General features: G+C 58.5%; 15 protein-coding genes. 11 read left to right on the top strand and 4 right to left on the bottom strand.

Annotated features, from left to right (window positions below; genetic code table 11):
- The first annotated feature begins 11 nt into the window (after nt 1-11).
- Nucleotides 12-407 (top strand): DUF779 domain-containing protein, encoded by a 396-nt coding sequence (locus tag JMY24_RS15285; RefSeq protein ID WP_128594014.1) that lies wholly within the window; start codon nt 12-14, stop codon nt 405-407.
- A 1-nt stretch (nt 408) separates the two neighbouring features.
- Here JMY24_RS15285 and eutC read toward each other — a convergent pair whose 3' ends face one another.
- The 3 genes from eutC to eat are packed head-to-tail and all read right to left on the bottom strand — an operon-like array spanning nt 409 to nt 4,062.
- Nucleotides 409-1,224 carry an ethanolamine ammonia-lyase subunit EutC gene (eutC, locus tag JMY24_RS15290; RefSeq protein ID WP_128594013.1) on the bottom strand — a complete coding sequence of 272 codons (816 nt, stop codon included), beginning with the start codon at nt 1,222-1,224 and terminating at the stop codon, nt 409-411.
- Nucleotides 1,221-2,615, bottom strand: coding sequence for an ethanolamine ammonia-lyase subunit EutB (locus JMY24_RS15295; protein ID WP_128594012.1), 1,395 nt, complete (start codon nt 2,613-2,615; stop codon nt 1,221-1,223). The genes eutC and JMY24_RS15295 overlap by 4 nt, the downstream gene beginning before the upstream one ends.
- Before the next feature lie 43 nt (nt 2,616-2,658).
- Complete coding sequence (gene eat, locus JMY24_RS15300; protein WP_128594011.1) at nt 2,659-4,062, bottom strand: ethanolamine permease; 1,404 nt, start codon at nt 4,060-4,062, stop codon at nt 2,659-2,661.
- 266 nt (nt 4,063-4,328) lie between these two features.
- Here eat and JMY24_RS15305 point away from each other — a divergent pair, with 266 nt between their 5' ends.
- On the top strand, nt 4,329-5,195 hold the full coding sequence (locus JMY24_RS15305; RefSeq protein WP_128594010.1) for an AraC family transcriptional regulator: 867 nt from the start codon (nt 4,329-4,331) through the stop codon (nt 5,193-5,195).
- Between the two features lie 966 nt (nt 5,196-6,161).
- Nucleotides 6,162-7,184, top strand: a complete 1,023-nt coding sequence (locus JMY24_RS15310; protein WP_328809202.1) for a reverse transcriptase family protein — start codon at nt 6,162-6,164, stop codon at nt 7,182-7,184.
- Nucleotides 7,185-7,357: 173 nt separating this feature from the next.
- Here JMY24_RS15310 and JMY24_RS15315 read toward each other — a convergent pair whose 3' ends face one another.
- Nucleotides 7,358-7,624, bottom strand: coding sequence for an HNH endonuclease signature motif containing protein (locus JMY24_RS15315; RefSeq protein ID WP_164853366.1), 267 nt, complete (start codon nt 7,622-7,624; stop codon nt 7,358-7,360).
- A 1,327-nt stretch (nt 7,625-8,951) separates the two neighbouring features.
- Here JMY24_RS15315 and JMY24_RS15320 point away from each other — a divergent pair.
- Genes JMY24_RS15320 through JMY24_RS15355 form a run of 8 tightly spaced genes read left to right on the top strand, consistent with a single transcriptional unit; the run spans nt 8,952 to nt 17,749 of the window.
- Nucleotides 8,952-11,660 carry a type VI secretion system Vgr family protein gene (locus JMY24_RS15320; protein ID WP_128594008.1) on the top strand — a complete coding sequence of 903 codons (2,709 nt, stop codon included), beginning with the start codon at nt 8,952-8,954 and terminating at the stop codon, nt 11,658-11,660.
- Nucleotides 11,661-11,692: 32 nt separating this feature from the next.
- Nucleotides 11,693-13,783, top strand: coding sequence for a hypothetical protein (locus JMY24_RS15325; protein ID WP_121306912.1), 2,091 nt, complete (start codon nt 11,693-11,695; stop codon nt 13,781-13,783).
- 44 nt (nt 13,784-13,827) lie between these two features.
- Nucleotides 13,828-14,907, top strand: coding sequence for a formylglycine-generating enzyme family protein (locus JMY24_RS15330; protein WP_134138942.1), 1,080 nt, complete (start codon nt 13,828-13,830; stop codon nt 14,905-14,907).
- Between the two features lie 50 nt (nt 14,908-14,957).
- On the top strand, nt 14,958-15,890 hold the full coding sequence (locus JMY24_RS15335; RefSeq protein WP_201702343.1) for a DUF3592 domain-containing protein: 933 nt from the start codon (nt 14,958-14,960) through the stop codon (nt 15,888-15,890).
- Between the two features lie 42 nt (nt 15,891-15,932).
- Nucleotides 15,933-16,322 (top strand): PAAR domain-containing protein, encoded by a 390-nt coding sequence (locus JMY24_RS15340; protein WP_128594004.1) that lies wholly within the window; start codon nt 15,933-15,935, stop codon nt 16,320-16,322.
- A complete protein-coding gene (locus tag JMY24_RS15345) occupies nt 16,319-16,819 on the top strand; it encodes a DUF4123 domain-containing protein (protein ID WP_164853364.1) in 501 nt (166 codons plus the stop codon). The genes JMY24_RS15340 and JMY24_RS15345 overlap by 4 nt, the downstream gene beginning before the upstream one ends.
- Nucleotides 16,812-17,162, top strand: coding sequence for a hypothetical protein (locus JMY24_RS15350; protein WP_128594003.1), 351 nt, complete (start codon nt 16,812-16,814; stop codon nt 17,160-17,162). Before JMY24_RS15345 ends, JMY24_RS15350 begins: the two co-directional genes overlap by 8 nt.
- Complete coding sequence (locus JMY24_RS15355; RefSeq protein ID WP_128594002.1) at nt 17,162-17,749, top strand: restriction endonuclease fold toxin 5 domain-containing protein; 588 nt, start codon at nt 17,162-17,164, stop codon at nt 17,747-17,749. The genes JMY24_RS15350 and JMY24_RS15355 overlap by 1 nt, the downstream gene beginning before the upstream one ends.
- Nucleotides 17,750-17,756: the final 7 nt, after the last annotated feature.

Raw genomic sequence — 17,756 nt, forward strand, 5'->3', positions numbered from 1 at the left:
GCGAGGGCACAATGGCCGACATAAAAGAAGTAGCGCGCGTGATTGCGACTCCTGCCGCTACGGAGTTGATCGACACGTTGCGCGCGGAACATGGCGAGGTGCTGTTTCATCAATCCGGCGGATGCTGCGACGGCAGCGCACCAATGCTGTTTCCCCGGAGCGAATTCATGGTCGGCTCGTCCGACGTGAAGCTCGGCACCCTGGCAGGCGTGCCGTTTTACATGAGCGATTCGCAGTTCGAGTACTGGCAGCACACGCAGTTGGTTATCGACGTGGTGCCGGGCAACGGCGGCATGTTTTCGCTGGAACGGCCTAGTGGTCTGCGTTTTCTAACGCGTTCCCGTTTGTTCGACGACGACGAGAATGCATGGCTCAAAGCGCATCCGGTCCAGCGGGCCGATGCGTGAGTTAGCCTGGATTTGAGTTCGGCTTTGCGCTTGCATTTGGCTCTGCGCTGATGGCAGGCGCTGCCGGCGTGCCAGGCAGCGATGTGTCGCTATCGTCTTTCAGGCCCACGCCGGTGAGACCGAGGCGCCGTGCATGGGTAAGCAGATAATGCAGTTTGTGCGCCGCTAACGGATAGTCGAGTCCTTCAGGACGCACGTTTGAAATGCAATTGCGTTGTGCGTCGCTGCAGCCCACTTTCGGCGCGTAGGTAATATAGATGCCGAGACTATCGGGCGAGCTGAGACCCGGCCGCTCGCCGATCAGCATCACGACGATCTTCGCATTCAGCAATTCGCCGATCTCGTCGCCGAGTGCAACGCGTGCCTGCCGCGCGACGACGACTGGACCGATCGTCCAATCCACGAGCAGCGGAGTGACTGCGTGCAGCAACGGAATGGCTTGCTTCGACGCGGCAAAGGCCGACAAACCGTCGCCGATCACGAACGCTACATCGGGCGATTCGTCGGGTAATTGCGCGAGCGCTGCGCGACTCTCTTCGGATAAGCGTCGTCCAAGGTCGGGACGCCGCAAGTAGTGTTCGCGATCGGGCGCGGCGCTGTGCACATCCAGTGTTCTGAAGTTCTGCGCACGCAGTTGCTCGTGCAATGCGTCGGTATCGAGCGGATGATGCACGGCGTCGCGCGCTTGCGCATGCGAAAGATTGAACGCGAGTAACGGCGCAGTCGGCAGGCTGTTGCCCGCTCGGCCCAATGCAATGCGCGCGTTGGTGAACTGGCGCAGCGCGTTCCACGGGTTCTTGTCGACAAAGTCGCTCATTCGATACCCATCCAGTCGCGCACGCCTTCCAGCAGCGGTTGCTGTGTCGACGCGCTCAGCAATGCGCCGCGCGCGTCGGCGATCTGCATCGACTCGAGCCATTCTTCGAACTCCGGTGCGCGGCGCAAGCCGAGAACATCGCGCACATAGAGCGCATCGTGGAAAGACGTGCTCTGATAGTTGAGCATCACATCGTCTGCGCCCGGAATGCCCATGATGAAGTTGATGCCCGCCACGCCTAGCAACGTGAGCAGGTTGTCCATGTCGTCCTGGTCGGCTTCCGCATGATTCGTGTAGCAGATGTCGCAACCCATCGGGACGCCCAGCAGCTTGCCGCAGAAGTGATCTTCGAGACCCGCGCGCGTGATCTGCTTGCCGTCGTACAGATACTCGGGGCCGATAAAACCCACCACGGTATTCACGAGAAACGGATTGAACTTACGCGCGACCGCATAGGCGCGCACTTCGCAAGTCTGTTGATCGACGCCGAAATGCGCATCCGCCGACAACGCGCTGCCCTGCCCCGTTTCAAAGTACATCAGGTTGTTGCCCACCGTGCCGCGCTTGAGCGATAGCCCAGCTTCATACGCTTCCTGCAGCAGCGAGAGAGAGATTCCGAAACCAGCGTTCGCTTTCTCCGTGCCTGCAATCGACTGAAACACAAGGTCCACCGGCGCCCCTTTTTCGATTGCGGCGATCGTGTTGGTGACGTGCGTCAGCACGCACGATTGTGTCGGCACCTGATAGCGCTGCCGGAATTCATCGACCATCAGCAGCAGTCTGGTGATCGCGGCAAGATTGTCGCTGGCCGGATTGATGCCGATCATCGCGTCACCACAGCCGTACATGAGGCCGTCGAGCATCGAGGCCGCGATGCCCTTGACGTCATCCGTTGGATGATTAGGTTGCAAACGCACCGACATGTGCCCCGGCAAACCGACCGTGTTGCGAAAGCGCGTGATCACCGGACGCTTGCGCGCCGCTGCGATCAGATCCTGATTGCGCATGAGCTTTGATACAGCCGCGACCATTTCGGGCGTGAGGCCGGCGGCGATGCGCGTGAGCGCATCGGCATTCGTCGTGGTGCTCAAGAGCCAGTTGCGAAAGTCGCCGACCGTCAGATGCGAAATCTCGGCGAACGATTGCGGCGAATGATCGTCGATGACGAGACGCGTCACTTCGTCGCTTTCATACGGAATCAGCGCTTCGTTGAGGAACGTGCGTAGCGGCACCTGGGCGAGGGCCATCTTTGCGGCCACGCGCTCCTCTTCGCTCGCCGCCGCGACGCCTGCGAGTTGATCGCCCGAGCGTTGCGGGCTCGCCTTCGCCATGAGTGTCTTCAGATCGGCAAAGCGATAGGTACGGCTGCCGATTGTCTCCGTATAGCTCATTTTTACGACTCCAGCGCCGCTACACGGGCAGCGGCTTCGTCCGTCATTCTTCGAGCAACGCGTCCGCCGGCGCGGCCTCGCGTTGATGGCGCGTCAACAGAAAATAGACGTAGCCTAGCGCGAGGAAGATTGCGAACACCACTGCCACCAGAAAGTTGAAGTACACCATGGTCGCCAGACAGATCACCGCGGCCACCAGCGCGAACGCGGGGAACAGCGGAAACAGCGGCGCGCGGAACGGACGCTCCATGTTCGGCTCCGTGCGGCGCAGCTTGAATAGCGACAACATACTGATGATATACATCACGATAGCGCCAAACACGGACATCGTCACGATGTTCGCCGTGAGTGTCTGGCCGCCGAACTGGATCAGCTCGTCACTGTAGATCGCTGCGATGCCGATCACACCGCCAGCCAGAATCGCGCGATGCGGCGTCTTGAAGCGCGGATGCACTTTGGAAAGCCACTCCGGCAGATACCCCGCGCGTGCCAGCGCGAAAATCTGCCGCGAATAGCCGAGGATGATGCCGTGAAACGACGCGACCAGACCGAACAGGCCGAGCCACACGAGCATATGCATCCAGCCGCTATTTTCGCCGACGATGAACTTCATCGCTTGAGGCAACGGATCGTTGATGTTCGATAGCTTGGTCCAGTCGCCGGCCGCGCCTGCGAACACCATCACACCGATGGCCAGCACCACGAGCGTCAGGATGCCGGCGACGTAGGCAATCGGGATTGAGCGCTTCGGGTTTTTCGCTTCTTCCGCGGCCATTGCAACGCCTTCGATTGCGAGGAAGAACCAGATCGCGAACGGGATGGCCGCGAACATGCCGTTGAACGAGCCCATGCTGAAGGTATCCGCGCCGGCCCAGCCGCCTTTCGTGAAGTTAGACCACTGGAAGCCGGGCGATACGACGCCCATGAAGACAAGCAGTTCGAAAATCGCGAGCAACGTCACGCACAACTCGAACGCCGCCGCGATCTGCACGCCAACGATATTCAACGCCATGAAGACGAGATACGCGCCCATCGCCGCGTGTTTCGGCTCGAGGCCTGGAAACTGCACGTGCAGATAAGCGCCGATTGCGAGCGCAATGGCCGGTGGCGCGAACACGAATTCGACGAGCGTCGCCGCGCCGGCCAGATAGCCGCCAGTCGGACCGAACGCGTGACGCGCATAAGCGAACGGGCCGCCCGCGTGTGGAATCGACGTGGTGAGTTCGGTGAAGCTGAAGATGAAGGTCGTGTACATCGCGGCAATAAAAATCGCCGTGATGACGAAGCCGAGCGTACCCGCGCTCGCCCATCCATAGCTCCAGCCAAAATATTCGCCGGAGATCACGAGTCCAACCGCGATCCCCCATAGCTGCCACGTGCCGAGCGTCTGCTTCAACTCGTGATGCGTGACTTTACCGACGTGCTGACCGTTGGATTCTGATTTCATCGGGCGCTCCGTGAGTTTGCCGCTTGCTCGATGCCGCAAGGCTTTGCGGTGCGTGGGCGGGCAGGCTTTCGCCGATGGTAGTGAGCCATTATTCGAGGTGTTATCGAAATTCGGCAAAGTTTTGCGCGGCGTATGTCAACGGGCGCTTAACTCGTTGAGCGTGAAAATGCGCTTCAGATTCGCAGGATTTGGTAAACGAGTGCGTGGTACTTTCGTTTCAATTCCTCTGCTTGCACCCCATTGACGACCTGTACGCCGGCAATAACATGAACGAATCAGCTAATCGCGCCCGCTACGAAACACGGCTTGGCCGCGTGCTCGACCATATCTACGATCATCTCGACGAGCCGTTGGACATCGATCGACTTGCGGAAATCGCGTGCTTGTCGCCGTATCACTGGCACCGGATTTATCAGGCGATGTATGGCGAAACGGTGGCTACGACCGTTCGACGCTTACGCCTGCATCGCGCGGCCGGCTATCTGGCGAATGGAACGATGCCGATCACAGAAATCGCTTCGCGCTCCGGATATAGCAGCCTGCAATCCTTTTCCCGCACGTTTCGCGCGACATTCGGCGTGCCGCCCGCGCAATATCGCAACGAAGGCACGCATAGCCGGTTTCGGCCGGCGCTCTCAGGAGACACGCAAATGACGATGCATGAAGTGGTGATCCGTCAAGTCGAGCCGATGGAGATTTTGTCGGTCGATCATGTCGGGCCGTATATGCAAATCGGCAAAGCGTTCGATGCGCTGTTCGGCTGGCTGGCCAGACACAATCTGCTCGCGGCGGATATGCGCATGATCGGCATTTACTACGACGATCCGGGCGTCGTGGAGCAGGACGAGCTGCGTTCGAAGGCCGGGGTGCTGTTGCCTCGTCCGGTTCGGATGGCGGTGACGGCGAGTCCGCCTGTGTCGGTCGCGCAGGTGCGCGGCGGCGAATATGCAGTGTTGCGGCACAAAGGCCCGTACAGCGATATGCGTGCGGCTTATGAGTGGCTATACGGGACGTGGCTTGTGCAGTCAGGGCGTGAAGCCGCCGATGCGCCCGTGTTCGAGGAGTATTTGAATAGTCCCAAGGAGACCGCGCCTACCGAGTTGCTTACGGAGATCTGTTTGCCGCTGGTTTGATCGCCTTCCGTGACCTTCGTTACCTGCGTGCATGTTTGCGCAGCGGGCTTGGCGGATGCCTCTCTGGTTTTTATAGTCCTTGTATATGTATACGTAGTAATAGTTAACAAGCAGTGCACCTGGCTGTGGATAACCTCGAACCTCGTTTATGGATCAAGGGCTTGCCGAGTCCATAACCCTGCGCGGTAAACGTGAACAGCGCCTGGGAGCCAGGGAGAAGTTTTGGCAGGTCTCGCTGCCTGCGGTATTTATCAAGGTTTCGCTCACAAGGTGTGAGGATGCTTTTACACGAGTTGTCCAAAGGCGGGTGTGGATAACTTGCACGCCACTCGGTGACTACGGAAGCAGCGGAGTCGTTGTCGGACTCATGCGGTAATTCCCGCATTTCGGAAGCGGCGGTGTGTTGCAAGATTGTTTCGGAGTACCAAGGCATTGACAAGGTTTGGCGGCATCGCATATCTTTCCGTCGCGGGACGGCTGGTCAAGCTTGCTCAGGTGCGGGCAGCTTACGTTCCGGGCACTACGGGGTTACCCCGTGGATATGAATGACCTCCGCAGTTCGTCGCATGAGCCTGATTTGCGCGTTGCGCAATGCAGCTCACGCAGCACAAGACGCGTTGACTGGTCGCCCCGCTCTCTTGCCCCATGTCGTTATCCACGCTGCAAACCGTCACTAATGCGATAGCCAATGCCATGCTGGCGGGACCGCCCGAACCCGCTGCGATTGTGGAGCGGATGACGTGTGCGCTGGGGGAGCCAGCGGACTGGATGAAAGGTCTGGCGTCCAGGGTTGCGCAACGTTTTGCCGCGCGTTGGGATAGCGTCGATCCGTCGGCGATATCAAAGGTCGTTGCGGAGACGACGGGCTTTGTCTCCGCATGGAGAAGCGAGACGCCGCCTCGCGTCGTTCGCACTCTGATTCGCCCGCCTTCACAGCGACCCGCGCCGCCATGGTTACAAGACGCGGTGTTGCCGCAACTGGCGACGCTTGCCGAGCTGGCTGCGTGGCTGGAAGTCGAACCCGATGAGCTCGACTGGTTTGCCGACCACTGGCGCGTCCCGGCGCAGCAGGCGGCCACGCCACTACATCACTACTCGTACATGGTGGCCGATAAGCGTGACGGTCGATGCCGGATCATCGAGATTCCCAAGTCGCGTTTGCGGGGCTTGCAGCGTAAAGTGCTGCGCGGCCTGCTGGACAAGATTCCTCCTCACGACGCGGTGCACGGTTTTCGACGCGGTCGGAGCACGGTGAGCTTTGCCGCTCCTCATGTGGGGAAAGCGGTTGTGATTCGCTTCGATCTCACGGATTTTTTTGCATCCATACATGCCGGGCGAGTTTACTCAGTCTGGCGGAGTTTGGGTTTTCCGAAGGGCGTTGCGCGGTCTTTGACGGGCCTGTGTACCAATCGGGTGCCGAGTGGCCGTTTACTCGCGCCGGATCTGCGCGAAAAAACCGACTGGCAGGAGCGCCAACGGTATCGGAATCGGCATCTGCCGCAAGGGGCGCCGACTTCGCCTGCGCTCGCGAACTTATGCGCTTATCGGATGGACATGCGGCTTGCCGGCTTGGCGCGGTCTGTGGGAGCAAGTTACACGCGATATGCGGACGATCTCGCGTTTTCCGGTGGTGACGATTTGGCGCGAATGGCGACGCGTCTCTCGATTCGGGTGGCGGCGATTGCTATCGAGGAAGGGTTCGCGGTCAATTTGAGGAAGACGCGCGTGATGCAACGCGGCGCACGGCAGCAGCTTGCTAGTGTGGTCGTGAATCAGCATGTGAATGTTGCGCGCTCGGAGTTCGATGCTTTAAAGGCGGTTCTTACAAATTGTGCGAAGTTGGGCGTGGAGTCGCAGAACCGGGATGGGCATCCAGATTTCCGCTCGCACCTGGCTGGGCGGCTAGCGCATGTCGAGATGGTGAATGCGGCGAGAGGGGCGAAGTTGAGGAGGATTTTTGGGCGGATCGTGTGGGGACGATCAGGCTGAGGCGGTGCGTGGGGTTAGATGGGCGAGACGGTGGTGCGGGTAATGGATGCTGGTTTATCTGGGCAATACACCGTTCGCCACATCACTTGTTGCGGAAAATTATCAAGCTCCAACGCGGACTGACGCCTATGAACAAGATGCGTCTGCTTCCGACGTAAGCCAGAGCGGGAAAATTAGCTGCGGTCGCTGAAAAGGGCCACCCCTTCACCAAAATCAAGAAGCTCTCGGTCGTATAACATGTGCAGGTCGCGGCGAAGCAAGATACCGTCCTCAGCCGCGTTATGGCCTTCGCGCCATTTGCGACCACGAAGGTGCGCCGCTTCAAGCGCCTCCGGAATGTCGCAACCAGAGATGGCACATTGACCAACCGTAAGCAGCAAACATTGCCTTTCGGAACGCAGGCTGTTCGGGACGTGTTTCCACAAGTAGAAACCGAGCAAGGCGTTCGTCGCTGTCGGCGTCTTCCTCGTCGGCTGTCTCGGTATTACCTTCCTCGATGTCAGGTGGTCTGTTAATATCCTTGTAGAGACCGATTTTCAATGAAGAAGACCTTTTACGTTTGCGTTTATCGTAGCTGCATGGCTGGCCATTAATACGAATATTGCGAAACTACCGAATCGAGTCCCGGCAGGGATGAATGGCTGTCATACTTGAAACAACATTATTTCGATATCTCGGATGGGCAGGGACACCGTCCTGATCCGGGCAGCATGGAATGGCTTGGCTCCGTCGAGAGGCAAAGATTCCCCATTCGCAACAATTTTCAGTTCGCTAACGCTGCGAATTCATCCAGCGCCAACTCTAACAACATACCTTATCATCAACGTCGCATTAGGGTTGGTCATCGTACTTTGAATGTCTCCACGTCTAGTCGAGCACTCTACTAGCGATCCCGCCGGCTCGCAAAATTGCGGGGACGTCGGATTGCATGCGATTGGCATCATGACCATTGAGGAATTCGTTTGTTCAATCTATCTTTCTAGTTCTTGGGGCATGCGCTGCTGTGCATTCTTGGGCGCAGACGTCCGGAGCAGGTCGCGCAGTTGTTCAAATTCTCGCCGGCGCGCTATCGATGTTCAATGTGGGCGGGTGCAAACAGACGGCGTCACGTTTAACGTTGCGTTGAGTTGCGTTGAACGGCTTGCATTGTGATCAATGCTATGGCTCCCGCAACGCTTACCACGCTGATTCCACCGTGACGGGTCAACCTGTCGACCGAATCATTAGTGGGAACTTTAATGGCGGTTTTTCCGAACCCGCATCGGTGTCAATGTATGACTTTCGGAACCATCCGCCCTGGTTTATCGGTGAGCGACAGGCTACATGTCGATGATGTTTGTTGGTCGGATGACGTTGTTTTCCTGCGCGCGAACGCGAGACGGTACATATTCGCACACGGTAGGCTATCGCGTTCGCAACTGCCAGCCAGCACAACTCCATAAGTCGCATCGCAAGTGCCACCCGTAAGCACTTATAAGTCGAGCGGTTATCTTCTGCTCCCTGGCTTGTGTTTCTCCGCTCGGCAAGGGATTCGTTTTTAAGGCAACTCATTGTCGCGAGTCCCATTTTTCCCATTGGGGCCGATTACCGTAACGCGCAGATGTCAAGGAAAATATTTCCGATTTGTGGAATTTAACAATTTGATCGGGACGTATTTCTCGTCGCCGCCGCCTTTACCAGAAACGAATAAAGAATGTTTACTATCCTCTATCATCAGACTTAGAATCTGCGGCGGGAAACAGTACGTGACAAGACGGGGTGCTAAAAATGGGCGCAGCTGACCTGATCGAACAAATTCGTTCGGGAATCTTCCAGAATGAGCGTTTGCTTAAACTGGATACACCTATCGGTGCAAATGCGTTGCTCGTCCAGCGGGCAGTGGGAACGAGTCGCATAGGTCGCGATTACGCATTTACCGTCGACGTCGCGTCTACAGACGAAAACATCGAGCTCAAACGGCTTATCGCGCAGCCCGTTACGCTATGGATCCAGCAAACCGACAAATCGTATCGGCCAGTGCACGGCTTCGTTCACACCGCTCGCCGGCTCGGCTCGGATGGCGGGCTGACCAGCTATCAAATCGCATTTGCATGCTGGTTGCATTTTCTGCGCTTCAGGCGTGATGCGCGCATCTGGCAGGACGTGACGGTTGATGAAATTATTACCAACGTATTCAATCAGCATCCTCAAGCCCAAGGCGCTTTTCGCTTTGCGCTGAATAAGCCGCTTCAGCCGCGGTCATTCTGCGTTCAGTACGAAGACGACTGGAATTTCGTCAATCGTTTGATGGAAGCTGAAGGCTGGTACAGCTATTTTGAACAGGCCAAAGACGGACAGTCGCACAAGTTGGTGGTGACGGACAATCTGGATTCGTTCAAACCTGCTTCACCGCAAAGCGTGGCGTTCTATCGGGCGGGCACAAACAGCGAAACCGACGCGCTCGTTCAATGGTCCGGCACCCGAACGCTGCAAAGCACCTCGCTTGTCACGAGTACATTCGACTATAAATCGCCGCAATATGCAAAAGGCACCAATATCCCGACGGTCGGCAATCAAGGTTCATTGCCTTCGCAGGCGGAAGTCTATGAATATTCCGGTGCGTACACTTATCGCGAGCAGGACCGTGGCGACGCGCTTTCGAAGATCCGCATGGAAGAGTGGGAGTCGCGCGCAAAGCGTTTCTATGGCGTAGGCGCAGTGCGGCGGCTCGATGCAGGGCAGTGGTTTGAACTCGTCGATCATCCGGATCATTCAGGCGGCAACGAGCAGGAGCGGCAATTCGCCGTGCTCGCAGTGGAGTGGGTGATCGAGAACAATCTGCCGGTATCACGCAGCGGTGCCGATTTCCCGCATAGTCTCCAGACCAAGGTCAAAACTACGCGCGCCAATTTCGGCCCTGCGCAGCCGTCCGCGCTGATTCCGAGCGGCGACGGCAGCACGGGGTTCTTCATGGCGACCATTGAGGCTCAGCGGCGCAGCATTCCCTTTCGCAGTCCGTTGGAGCATCACAAACCCGTCATGCCGACGCAGACCGCAACGGTTGTCGGTCCCCCGGGCGAAGAAGTCTTTACGGACTCGTTGAATCGCGTGAAGATCCGCATGCACTGGGACCGGATCAATAGCGGCGACGAAAAGGCATCCTGCTGGGTGCGCGTGTCATACCCGAATGCCGGCAGCAACTGGGGCGGCGTGTTCGTGCCGCGCATCGGTCAGGAAGTCATCATCACGTATATTGACGGCGATCCTGACCGGCCGCTCATCACAGGCCGCGTCTATAACTCCGCAAGCTCGCCGCAGTGGCACACCCAAGGCCAGTTGTCCGGCTATAAGTCGAAGGAACATAAAGGCTCGGGGTATAACCAGCTAGTGCTCGACGATTCCACCGGCCAGAATCGCGTGCAGCTTTACAGCACGCAAACTGCAGCACAGTTAAATCTCGGCTATCTGGTCTCGCAAACCGACAACACGCGTGGCGCATTCCGCGGCACCGGCTTCGAACTTGCCACCGACGCATACGGCGCGATCCGCTCGCAGAAAGGTCTCTATATCAGCACGTTTGGCCGTCCGGCCGCGAGCGGTGAACAACTCGACGCCACCGAAGCGCGCGGTCAGTTGACCGCAGGTCAGCAGTTGTTGAGCGCAACGGCGGACACTGCGCAACAACACGGTGCAGCCGAGATGCAAGCGATCGACTCGCTGAAGACCTTCACAAATGCCACCCAGTCGAGCTACGGCGGAAGCGCTTCGCCTGCCTTGCCGGCTTCCTCCGCGCAAGGACAGGAGACGTCAGGCGGCACTGGGCAAGCCAACGGCTTCAGCGATCCCGTGCTGTTGCTCGCTTCACCCAAAGGCGTAGGAATCACCACGCCGGAGAGCGTCCATATCCATGCGGGCGAGAACGCGACGATATCCGCGAACACCGATATCAATGTTGCGATCGGCAAGAGCCTCGTCGCAAATGCGGTCGATAAGATCAGCCTGTTCGCATACAAGCTCGGCATGAAACTGATCGCCGCGCGCGGCAAGCTCGAGATTCAGGCGCAGACAGGCGGCATTGACGTGCTTGCGAGCAAAGGCATCAAGATTTCATCCTCCACCGATGCCATCCAGTTGAGTGCGGAAAAAGAAATTCTGCTCACGTCGGGCGGTGCCTATATCCGCATCAGCGGCGGAAACATTCAGGTTCACGCGCCGGGCCAGGTGGATATCAAAGGCTCCGAACATTCGTTCACCGGCCCGACGCGCTACGACGGGCAACCCGCGGCATTGCCCAAGAGTGTGGTCAACGACCAGCAATTCATCCTGAAGGACGAGACCACCGGCAACGTGATGCCGCTCGCGCCTTACCGCATTGAAAGCGGCGATGGTCAGGTGCTGGCCCGCGGCATTACCGACGCCGAGGGCAAAACCGTGCGGGTCTTCACCGGTACTAAGGAACAGGAGTTGAAGATGTTCCATGAGGACGACTGGGTCTAGGAACACAACCACATAACGGGCGAGTTGAGACCATGAGCGAACAGAAAGTCGCGGGGCAGAGTTGCACCAACGACCAAACGGGAAGCGTTGCGGATGCCAAAGCGCAACAGGTACCGCTTTACTTCTTCTATCCCGAGACGGCCGAGCTTTTCGAATGTCCGGTCGAATCGATCGAGCCCGTCGCGAACGAAATCGCGTTGATGAGCAAATTGTCCGAGGACCTCATCGAAGCCCGTCAGCAACTTGGCGCGGCCCATGCCAACTGGCTCGATCAGCAAGGCAACGTCGCCCTCCGGCCGCAACTCGAAGCGAGCCTCAAGGCCGCGATACAGAAGGAAGAAGCCGCAACCCAGGCCGTCCACAAGGAATTGACCGATACGCCGGCATTCAATAAGGATGGCGTATGGGAGCTCATGCCGCTCAAGAAATTCAAATCCGGCACTGAAGCCTATGTTGGTCAACGCTTGACTTATGTTCGTTCGTCGAAGGTCGCGAATCATTTCCGCCGCTACAAGCTGGATTCGGATAAGCCGCAGCTCAAGTCATTTCTGAAGAAAGACCCGTCGACCGGAAAGTACGAACTCGACCACGACAAGATGAATGACAAGCTCAACTCGGCGTTGAAGAAGACCAAGTATCACGAGTGGAAGACGGATCCGTTAGGATGCGACTGGACATTGCAAATGACGGCTGCGTTCAATAAGAACGCCAATTTCAAGTCGCCGGACGATCCCGACGCGATGAGCGAGTTTTCCGGTGGTGCGCAAATGTTGCGGCTTTTCGCGGGAGCCGGTGCGAGCGCGAAGGTCGAGAGCACAGTCAAATCGTTCGACGACGCATTGCACCTGCGCGGCGAAATTGCCGTGTCTGCCAAAGGAAAAGGCGAAATTGGCGCGGTCCTCGCCGACGGCAATCTTCAGGCCAAGTTCTTCCTGCCATCGAAAGCGGGCCTGCAACTCTGGATTCCCGCGCCGACGCAAGAGGCTTCCGGCGCATACTCGTGGGCCCACACGCCGGATACCGATCTGGGCTTCTTTCGTCTCGCCGCCACGCTGAAGGCCGGCGCTTCGTGCGGCGCCAGTCTGCTTGCTGAGGGCGGCATTGAATTCAAGCTGGGTCGTGACGGCAAGACCCAGCAAGTGCGAGGCACGCGTGCCAAGCGAGACCTGGCGCAAATGAAGACCGCCAAGGTCGACGTCACGAAGGTCGAGGATAAAACAGACGCCGGGGGAGACCTCAAGGCGTTTGTAGGCGTCGAGGCCGAAGCATCGATCGAAGGCGCGTTTCAGTGGCGGCGCCCCGAGGAGAAAAGGGATAAATGGACCGCCTTCGCGTCCATCAAGCCCGGCGCCAGCGCACAAGCCGGCGCGGGCGCGCAGGCCGCGTTCCATATCACATACGACGGCAAGTTCCGCATCCTGATGAAAGCGGGACTATGCGCCGGCGTCGGCTTGAAAGGCGATATCGAAGCGGTGGTCGATGTCGTCTATATGGGCGAATTCGTGTGGTGGGCCAAGACGCAGATTGCTTACGCCGGGGACCGGAATCTCAAGTACTTTGCCGACACCGCGTTCAAGACGTTCTGTGCCATGTGCACGCTGGCCATCGTCACCGGCCGTGAAATCGGCAACTACGTCGGCCAGCAGGAGCGCGAACTCATGTCGGCCTTGCAGGAATTCGTCCGAACCAAGCCGAGGCAGTTTATCGAGGCCATTCACAACGCGAACGATGCGTTGCTCAACAGTCTCGCGGAAGTGAAGGGCTATCTGGTTTACGCACTAAAGGCGATCGGCGATGAATTCGAAGATCTTCGCCTCGAAGCCGCGTCGGCGATCAGCCGTATCATCGCGGCCGCGCAGGTGAAGAACGAAGTCAAGAATGTTTATCAATCGACCTCGCCTGACTTCAGTCAACAGGGCGATGCGCAGTTTGCGCGTGCCGAGATCGGTCGATTCATCGGCATGGATCAGTTGGCGATGCTCGAGAGCCAGCCTCGCGACGCACCCGCCCCCGGCTTTCGCTTTGCATTCAACGACACGCCCAGGTATGCCATGCAGGAAGGAACGAATGTCGCATGGCTCGATCCGACTCGCACCGCGGGCACTGATACCCAGATAGCTTGACAGTCAGTGGCAGTTCAAATAACGAACAAGAGGAGTTGCGTTTCATGAGTCATCTGTCTTACCGCGTGTCGGTGAAGCCATTGAAAGTAGTGGCGGCCGTGGCCGTGCTACTTCTGTCACGCGCCGCTCTTGCAGACAAGATCGACGCGAATGCGCCGGCCGACAGGACCCGCCTGATTCGCGAAATCACGACGCCATCGCCGCCCAAAAGCGTATGGGAACATATCAATGCCGTGTTGAGCTGGGCTCATGGAAAACCGTACGACGACACGGTGCGCATCCTGCAGGACTATTTCAAAACCTTGCCGCCACCCAACGCCGACGAACTGGCCGCCTTGAAGGACCGCCTTCGCAAGGAACTCCTCTATGTGAAGGGGGGGGAGTTCGTGATGGGCGACTTCGGCCCTCAGTCTTCTCCCGAAAAACTCCCCTACTCCGCCAATGACGGTGCCGGACCAGCACACGACGTGGATCTCGATAGTTACTCGATCCTGAAACATCGCGTGACGTTCGCCGATTTCGATCTCTATACACGCGCCAAACATTTGCCGCCGGTTGGAATTCGCGAGGCCTTCGATCTGCAGTATCGCTTTCCGGACTTCCCCGCGGCGTTCGTGACGTGGCAGCAGTCGCGCGACTTCTGCAAATGGGCGGGCGATGTCGCCGGCTTGCCGCTGGATCTCCCCACGGAAGCGCAATGGGAATACGCGGCGCGCTCACGTGGCGAGAAGTGGGTGATTCCGAGCACGGAAGTGCCGGTCGTTGACGGCAAATATGACGTGACCCAGATGGACGAGCTGATCACGGCGAAGGGCAAAGGAACTAGCCCGGCGCCGGAATTCAGCCGACCCGTGGGGACTTACGGCGACAACAAACTAGGCATGTCGGACGTGTTCGGCTACGGCAAGGAGTGGACCTATGACTGGTTCGATGCGAACTATTACAGTCACAGTCCATCGCGCAATCCGCACGGTCCCACGACGGGTACCCTCCGCAGCGTTCGTTATGCAACCGATAGTCGAATTCATCTCGTGATCGACCGGGTCGGCGTGGCGCCTGACAGCGCGAAATCCGACGTGGGCTTTCGCTGCGTACTTAACCGGAGCGAGCCGGTTATGCAATGACTGATCCCCGACAACAATGAGATACGCCTGCACGCTCCGACCGCCCGCTAATGATGAACTCAACCGTCGTCCAGTCGCCGTATAGTCGAAGCACGCTCGTCATCCTGACGCTCAGTCTCGGCGCCCTACTTTTTTCGCTGTTCTGGCTAGTGTCTTCGCTGATGACCACCCATCGCATGGCGGTCGCCGAAGGGACCGTGGTGAGTTACGACCAAGGCGGCCGAAGCTGGCGTTCGTATCAGCCGGTGATCGTCTTCACGACCGCACATGGTGATCGGGAGCAGATCACCGGCCAGACGTCGTCGACGCGGCCGGCTTACGACATCGGCCAAACCCTGCGCGTGTTCTACGACCCGACGGACCCCGCACACTCGGCGATCATCGACGACTTTGGGCAGCGCTGGTTTCCGATCGGCGTGGTGATGTTGCTCAGTGTTGTGTTTTCGGCGATTGGCGCGGTGATGTTCGTGATCGAGCGCGGGAAAGTTAAACAGGCCACGCCTTTGTCGTACTCGCAGGCGAGACGCAAACGCGGTCGGCAGAATCTGTTGGTCTGCCTGATCCCGATTGTGATCGGAGCTGGGTTTCTGCTGGGGGCTGCCGCTTCCGCGATGCGCGAGCGGCAGATCATTGGGAGTTATAAGCGTACGACCGGGCGAGTTGTCGAAGTACAGGAGGCCCAACGGCCTTATCAGCCGCGCGCGCATATGTATTCGGCGATCGTCGTGTTCAAGACGGAGACAGGGAAAGAGGTCTCTTTTGCGCAGGGGTCGTCGTCATCGCATAACGATCTCGAAAGTGGTGACGAGGTTAATGTTCTCTACGACGCGAACACGCCCGACCGCGCGATGATCGATAGTTTCTGGGAACACTGGGGACTGCCGGCCATTCTCTTTGCGATCGGCTTACCGTTCTTCGCCGTGGGTGTGTTCTTCATCAGCACCGTCGACTTCAGCGGTGGGCGCCACAGCAAACGGACCTAGTTTGAACGTGATTCGACATTCGAAATTGATGGCAGGCGACTTATGACTTCGATCGCATGTGAAGGCGATAGCACGTCGCACGGCGGCAAGATCGTTTCCGCTTCGGCGACCATCGCCGTCGGCGACAGCGGTCGGCGCGCCGCCCGACTCGGCGATCTCGTCCACTGCCCAAAATGCGACGGTACGTTTCCGATCGTGACATCGCAGAATCCGGCGATGACCGTGGAAGGCGTGCCGCTCGCTTTTCATGGCGACAAGACCTCGTGCGGTGCGGTGTTGATCGCCGCGCAATCCGAGACCACCGGCAATGTGCCTGCGTCGATGGAGGGCACGACGGCCGCGGCGGCGGAGTCCACAGTCGCGCCGACGTTGTGTCGCGAGTGCCTCGCTCATGCCGCAGAAACGGGCGCTTCCACTGTCGTGCGCTCATGATCCCGGCGACTCTCGCTGAACGGCTGGAGCGTTTGCGCGCGGATACGCCGGGGCTGCGTGCGTATGCGCTGGTCGATGGCCTTCAGTACGAACAGCATTTCGGCCACGGCTTGCGGCGCCGCTGGGGCACTGTGCACACGCTTTTCGCCGGCACAGAAGATGAGCCATTGGCATCCGCTGGACCATGGCTTGTGGACATCGCGCAACCCGATGCCGACGTGGTGGCTTCACTCGATGAACTGGAAACAGCGCGGCCTGGTGTGATGTGGTTATTCAGCACGCAGGATATCGAGTCGCTCGTGCGGACACTTCAACGCAAGCTCAACAGCAAACTGCCCAATGGCAAGATTGCGTTGCTCCGGTTTTGGGATCCGCGTGTTTTCGTGCCGCTCTTCAATGCGCTCGACACCGAAAGACGTCGCGCTTATTTCGGCGATGTGGACGAGTGGCACGGCCTTGCGGAAGGCAAACGCTTTCACGTCTCTCACCATGCTTGAACTGACCGCAGACCAATGGGCCGCCTTGTGCGCAAGCGACGAACGCAATTTTGTCGCGACGATTCGTGACGATATCGTGCGCGACGCCCCGCGCTATGCCAACGATCCGACCTTGCTCGACCGCCTGGTGCGGGCGTATGGAGACGCGAAGCGCATGGGGTTTCGGCAGGACAAAGAGTTGGTGGAGTTCCTTTATATCGAGGCGGACGTTCCGGAGTTTTATCGCAAGCCGGGGATCGCGGCCTGGCTCGCGAAGCCGGGACGACCGGTCGAGGAGCGGTTCGAGGATCTGCTGGCGGTGACCCGGCGGAAGTTGATTGATCTGGATAGGGAGAAGCGTTGATGGCTGTGTTGGCAATTCCGCTCGTCGAAGGAGCGGGCGCGCTGCTCGCCGAAGCATTCCCCGCTTTGCTAGGCGGGACCGCGGTGGCGGGAATCCTGTCGCTACCCGGCGATCAGGCGCAAGACAAGAGCAAGACCCAACCTGTCGCGCGAACCATGCCGAAGACGGACGAAGCGTGCAAGAAGTGTCCACCGGACGCGGGTAACCTCGTGACGCGGAACTGGAATATGTCAGATACCTCGCGCACGTATCAGGCGCAGGTGACGGGCTTCGCGCCGAATACCGAGTGGAATTTCAGCGGGCTCGACTTCGATGGGTTCCGTGCTTCGTTGTGTCAGTTGGAAGAGGCCAAGGCGAATTATGATCAGTTTTTTGATCCAGAGACAGGGGAGCCGAAATTCTTTTTCAGAGTATCCGGGGTCCGAAAAATAGTCGACCAGGCGTCTACCCAGAACGATATCGTGGTTGGCAATCCACCCGCCCAGCTTCACTGGTATTTCATGCAGCGATTGAGTTACCGGTATTTCACGCGAGCTTTCACGCTCGCCGCTCCACTTATTCGAACTGAGCTGCGCCCGCTTCTGTGAACTGGAA

Source organism: Paraburkholderia kirstenboschensis (assembly GCF_904848585.1).
Lineage (GTDB): Bacteria > Pseudomonadota > Gammaproteobacteria > Burkholderiales > Burkholderiaceae > Paraburkholderia > Paraburkholderia kirstenboschensis.

Bases quoted from the DNA above. Each gene is read 5' to 3' on its own strand.
- JMY24_RS15285 (WP_128594014.1), top strand. From the start codon at position 12: ATGGCCGACATAAAAGAAGTAGCGCGCGTGATTGCGACTCCTGCCGCT.
- eutC (WP_128594013.1), bottom strand. From the start codon at position 1,224: ATGAGCGACTTTGTCGACAAGAACCCGTGGAACGCGCTGCGCCAGTTC.
- JMY24_RS15295 (WP_128594012.1), bottom strand. From the start codon at position 2,615: ATGAGCTATACGGAGACAATCGGCAGCCGTACCTATCGCTTTGCCGAT.
- eat (WP_128594011.1), bottom strand. From the start codon at position 4,062: ATGAAATCAGAATCCAACGGTCAGCACGTCGGTAAAGTCACGCATCAC.
- JMY24_RS15305 (WP_128594010.1), top strand. From the start codon at position 4,329: ATGAACGAATCAGCTAATCGCGCCCGCTACGAAACACGGCTTGGCCGC.
- JMY24_RS15320 (WP_128594008.1), top strand. From the start codon at position 8,952: ATGGGCGCAGCTGACCTGATCGAACAAATTCGTTCGGGAATCTTCCAG.
- JMY24_RS15325 (WP_121306912.1), top strand. From the start codon at position 11,693: ATGAGCGAACAGAAAGTCGCGGGGCAGAGTTGCACCAACGACCAAACG.
- JMY24_RS15330 (WP_134138942.1), top strand. From the start codon at position 13,828: ATGAGTCATCTGTCTTACCGCGTGTCGGTGAAGCCATTGAAAGTAGTG.
- JMY24_RS15335 (WP_201702343.1), top strand. From the start codon at position 14,958: ATGATGAACTCAACCGTCGTCCAGTCGCCGTATAGTCGAAGCACGCTC.
- JMY24_RS15340 (WP_128594004.1), top strand. From the start codon at position 15,933: ATGACTTCGATCGCATGTGAAGGCGATAGCACGTCGCACGGCGGCAAG.
- JMY24_RS15345 (WP_164853364.1), top strand. From the start codon at position 16,319: ATGATCCCGGCGACTCTCGCTGAACGGCTGGAGCGTTTGCGCGCGGAT.
- JMY24_RS15350 (WP_128594003.1), top strand. From the start codon at position 16,812: ATGCTTGAACTGACCGCAGACCAATGGGCCGCCTTGTGCGCAAGCGAC.
- JMY24_RS15355 (WP_128594002.1), top strand. From the start codon at position 17,162: ATGGCTGTGTTGGCAATTCCGCTCGTCGAAGGAGCGGGCGCGCTGCTC.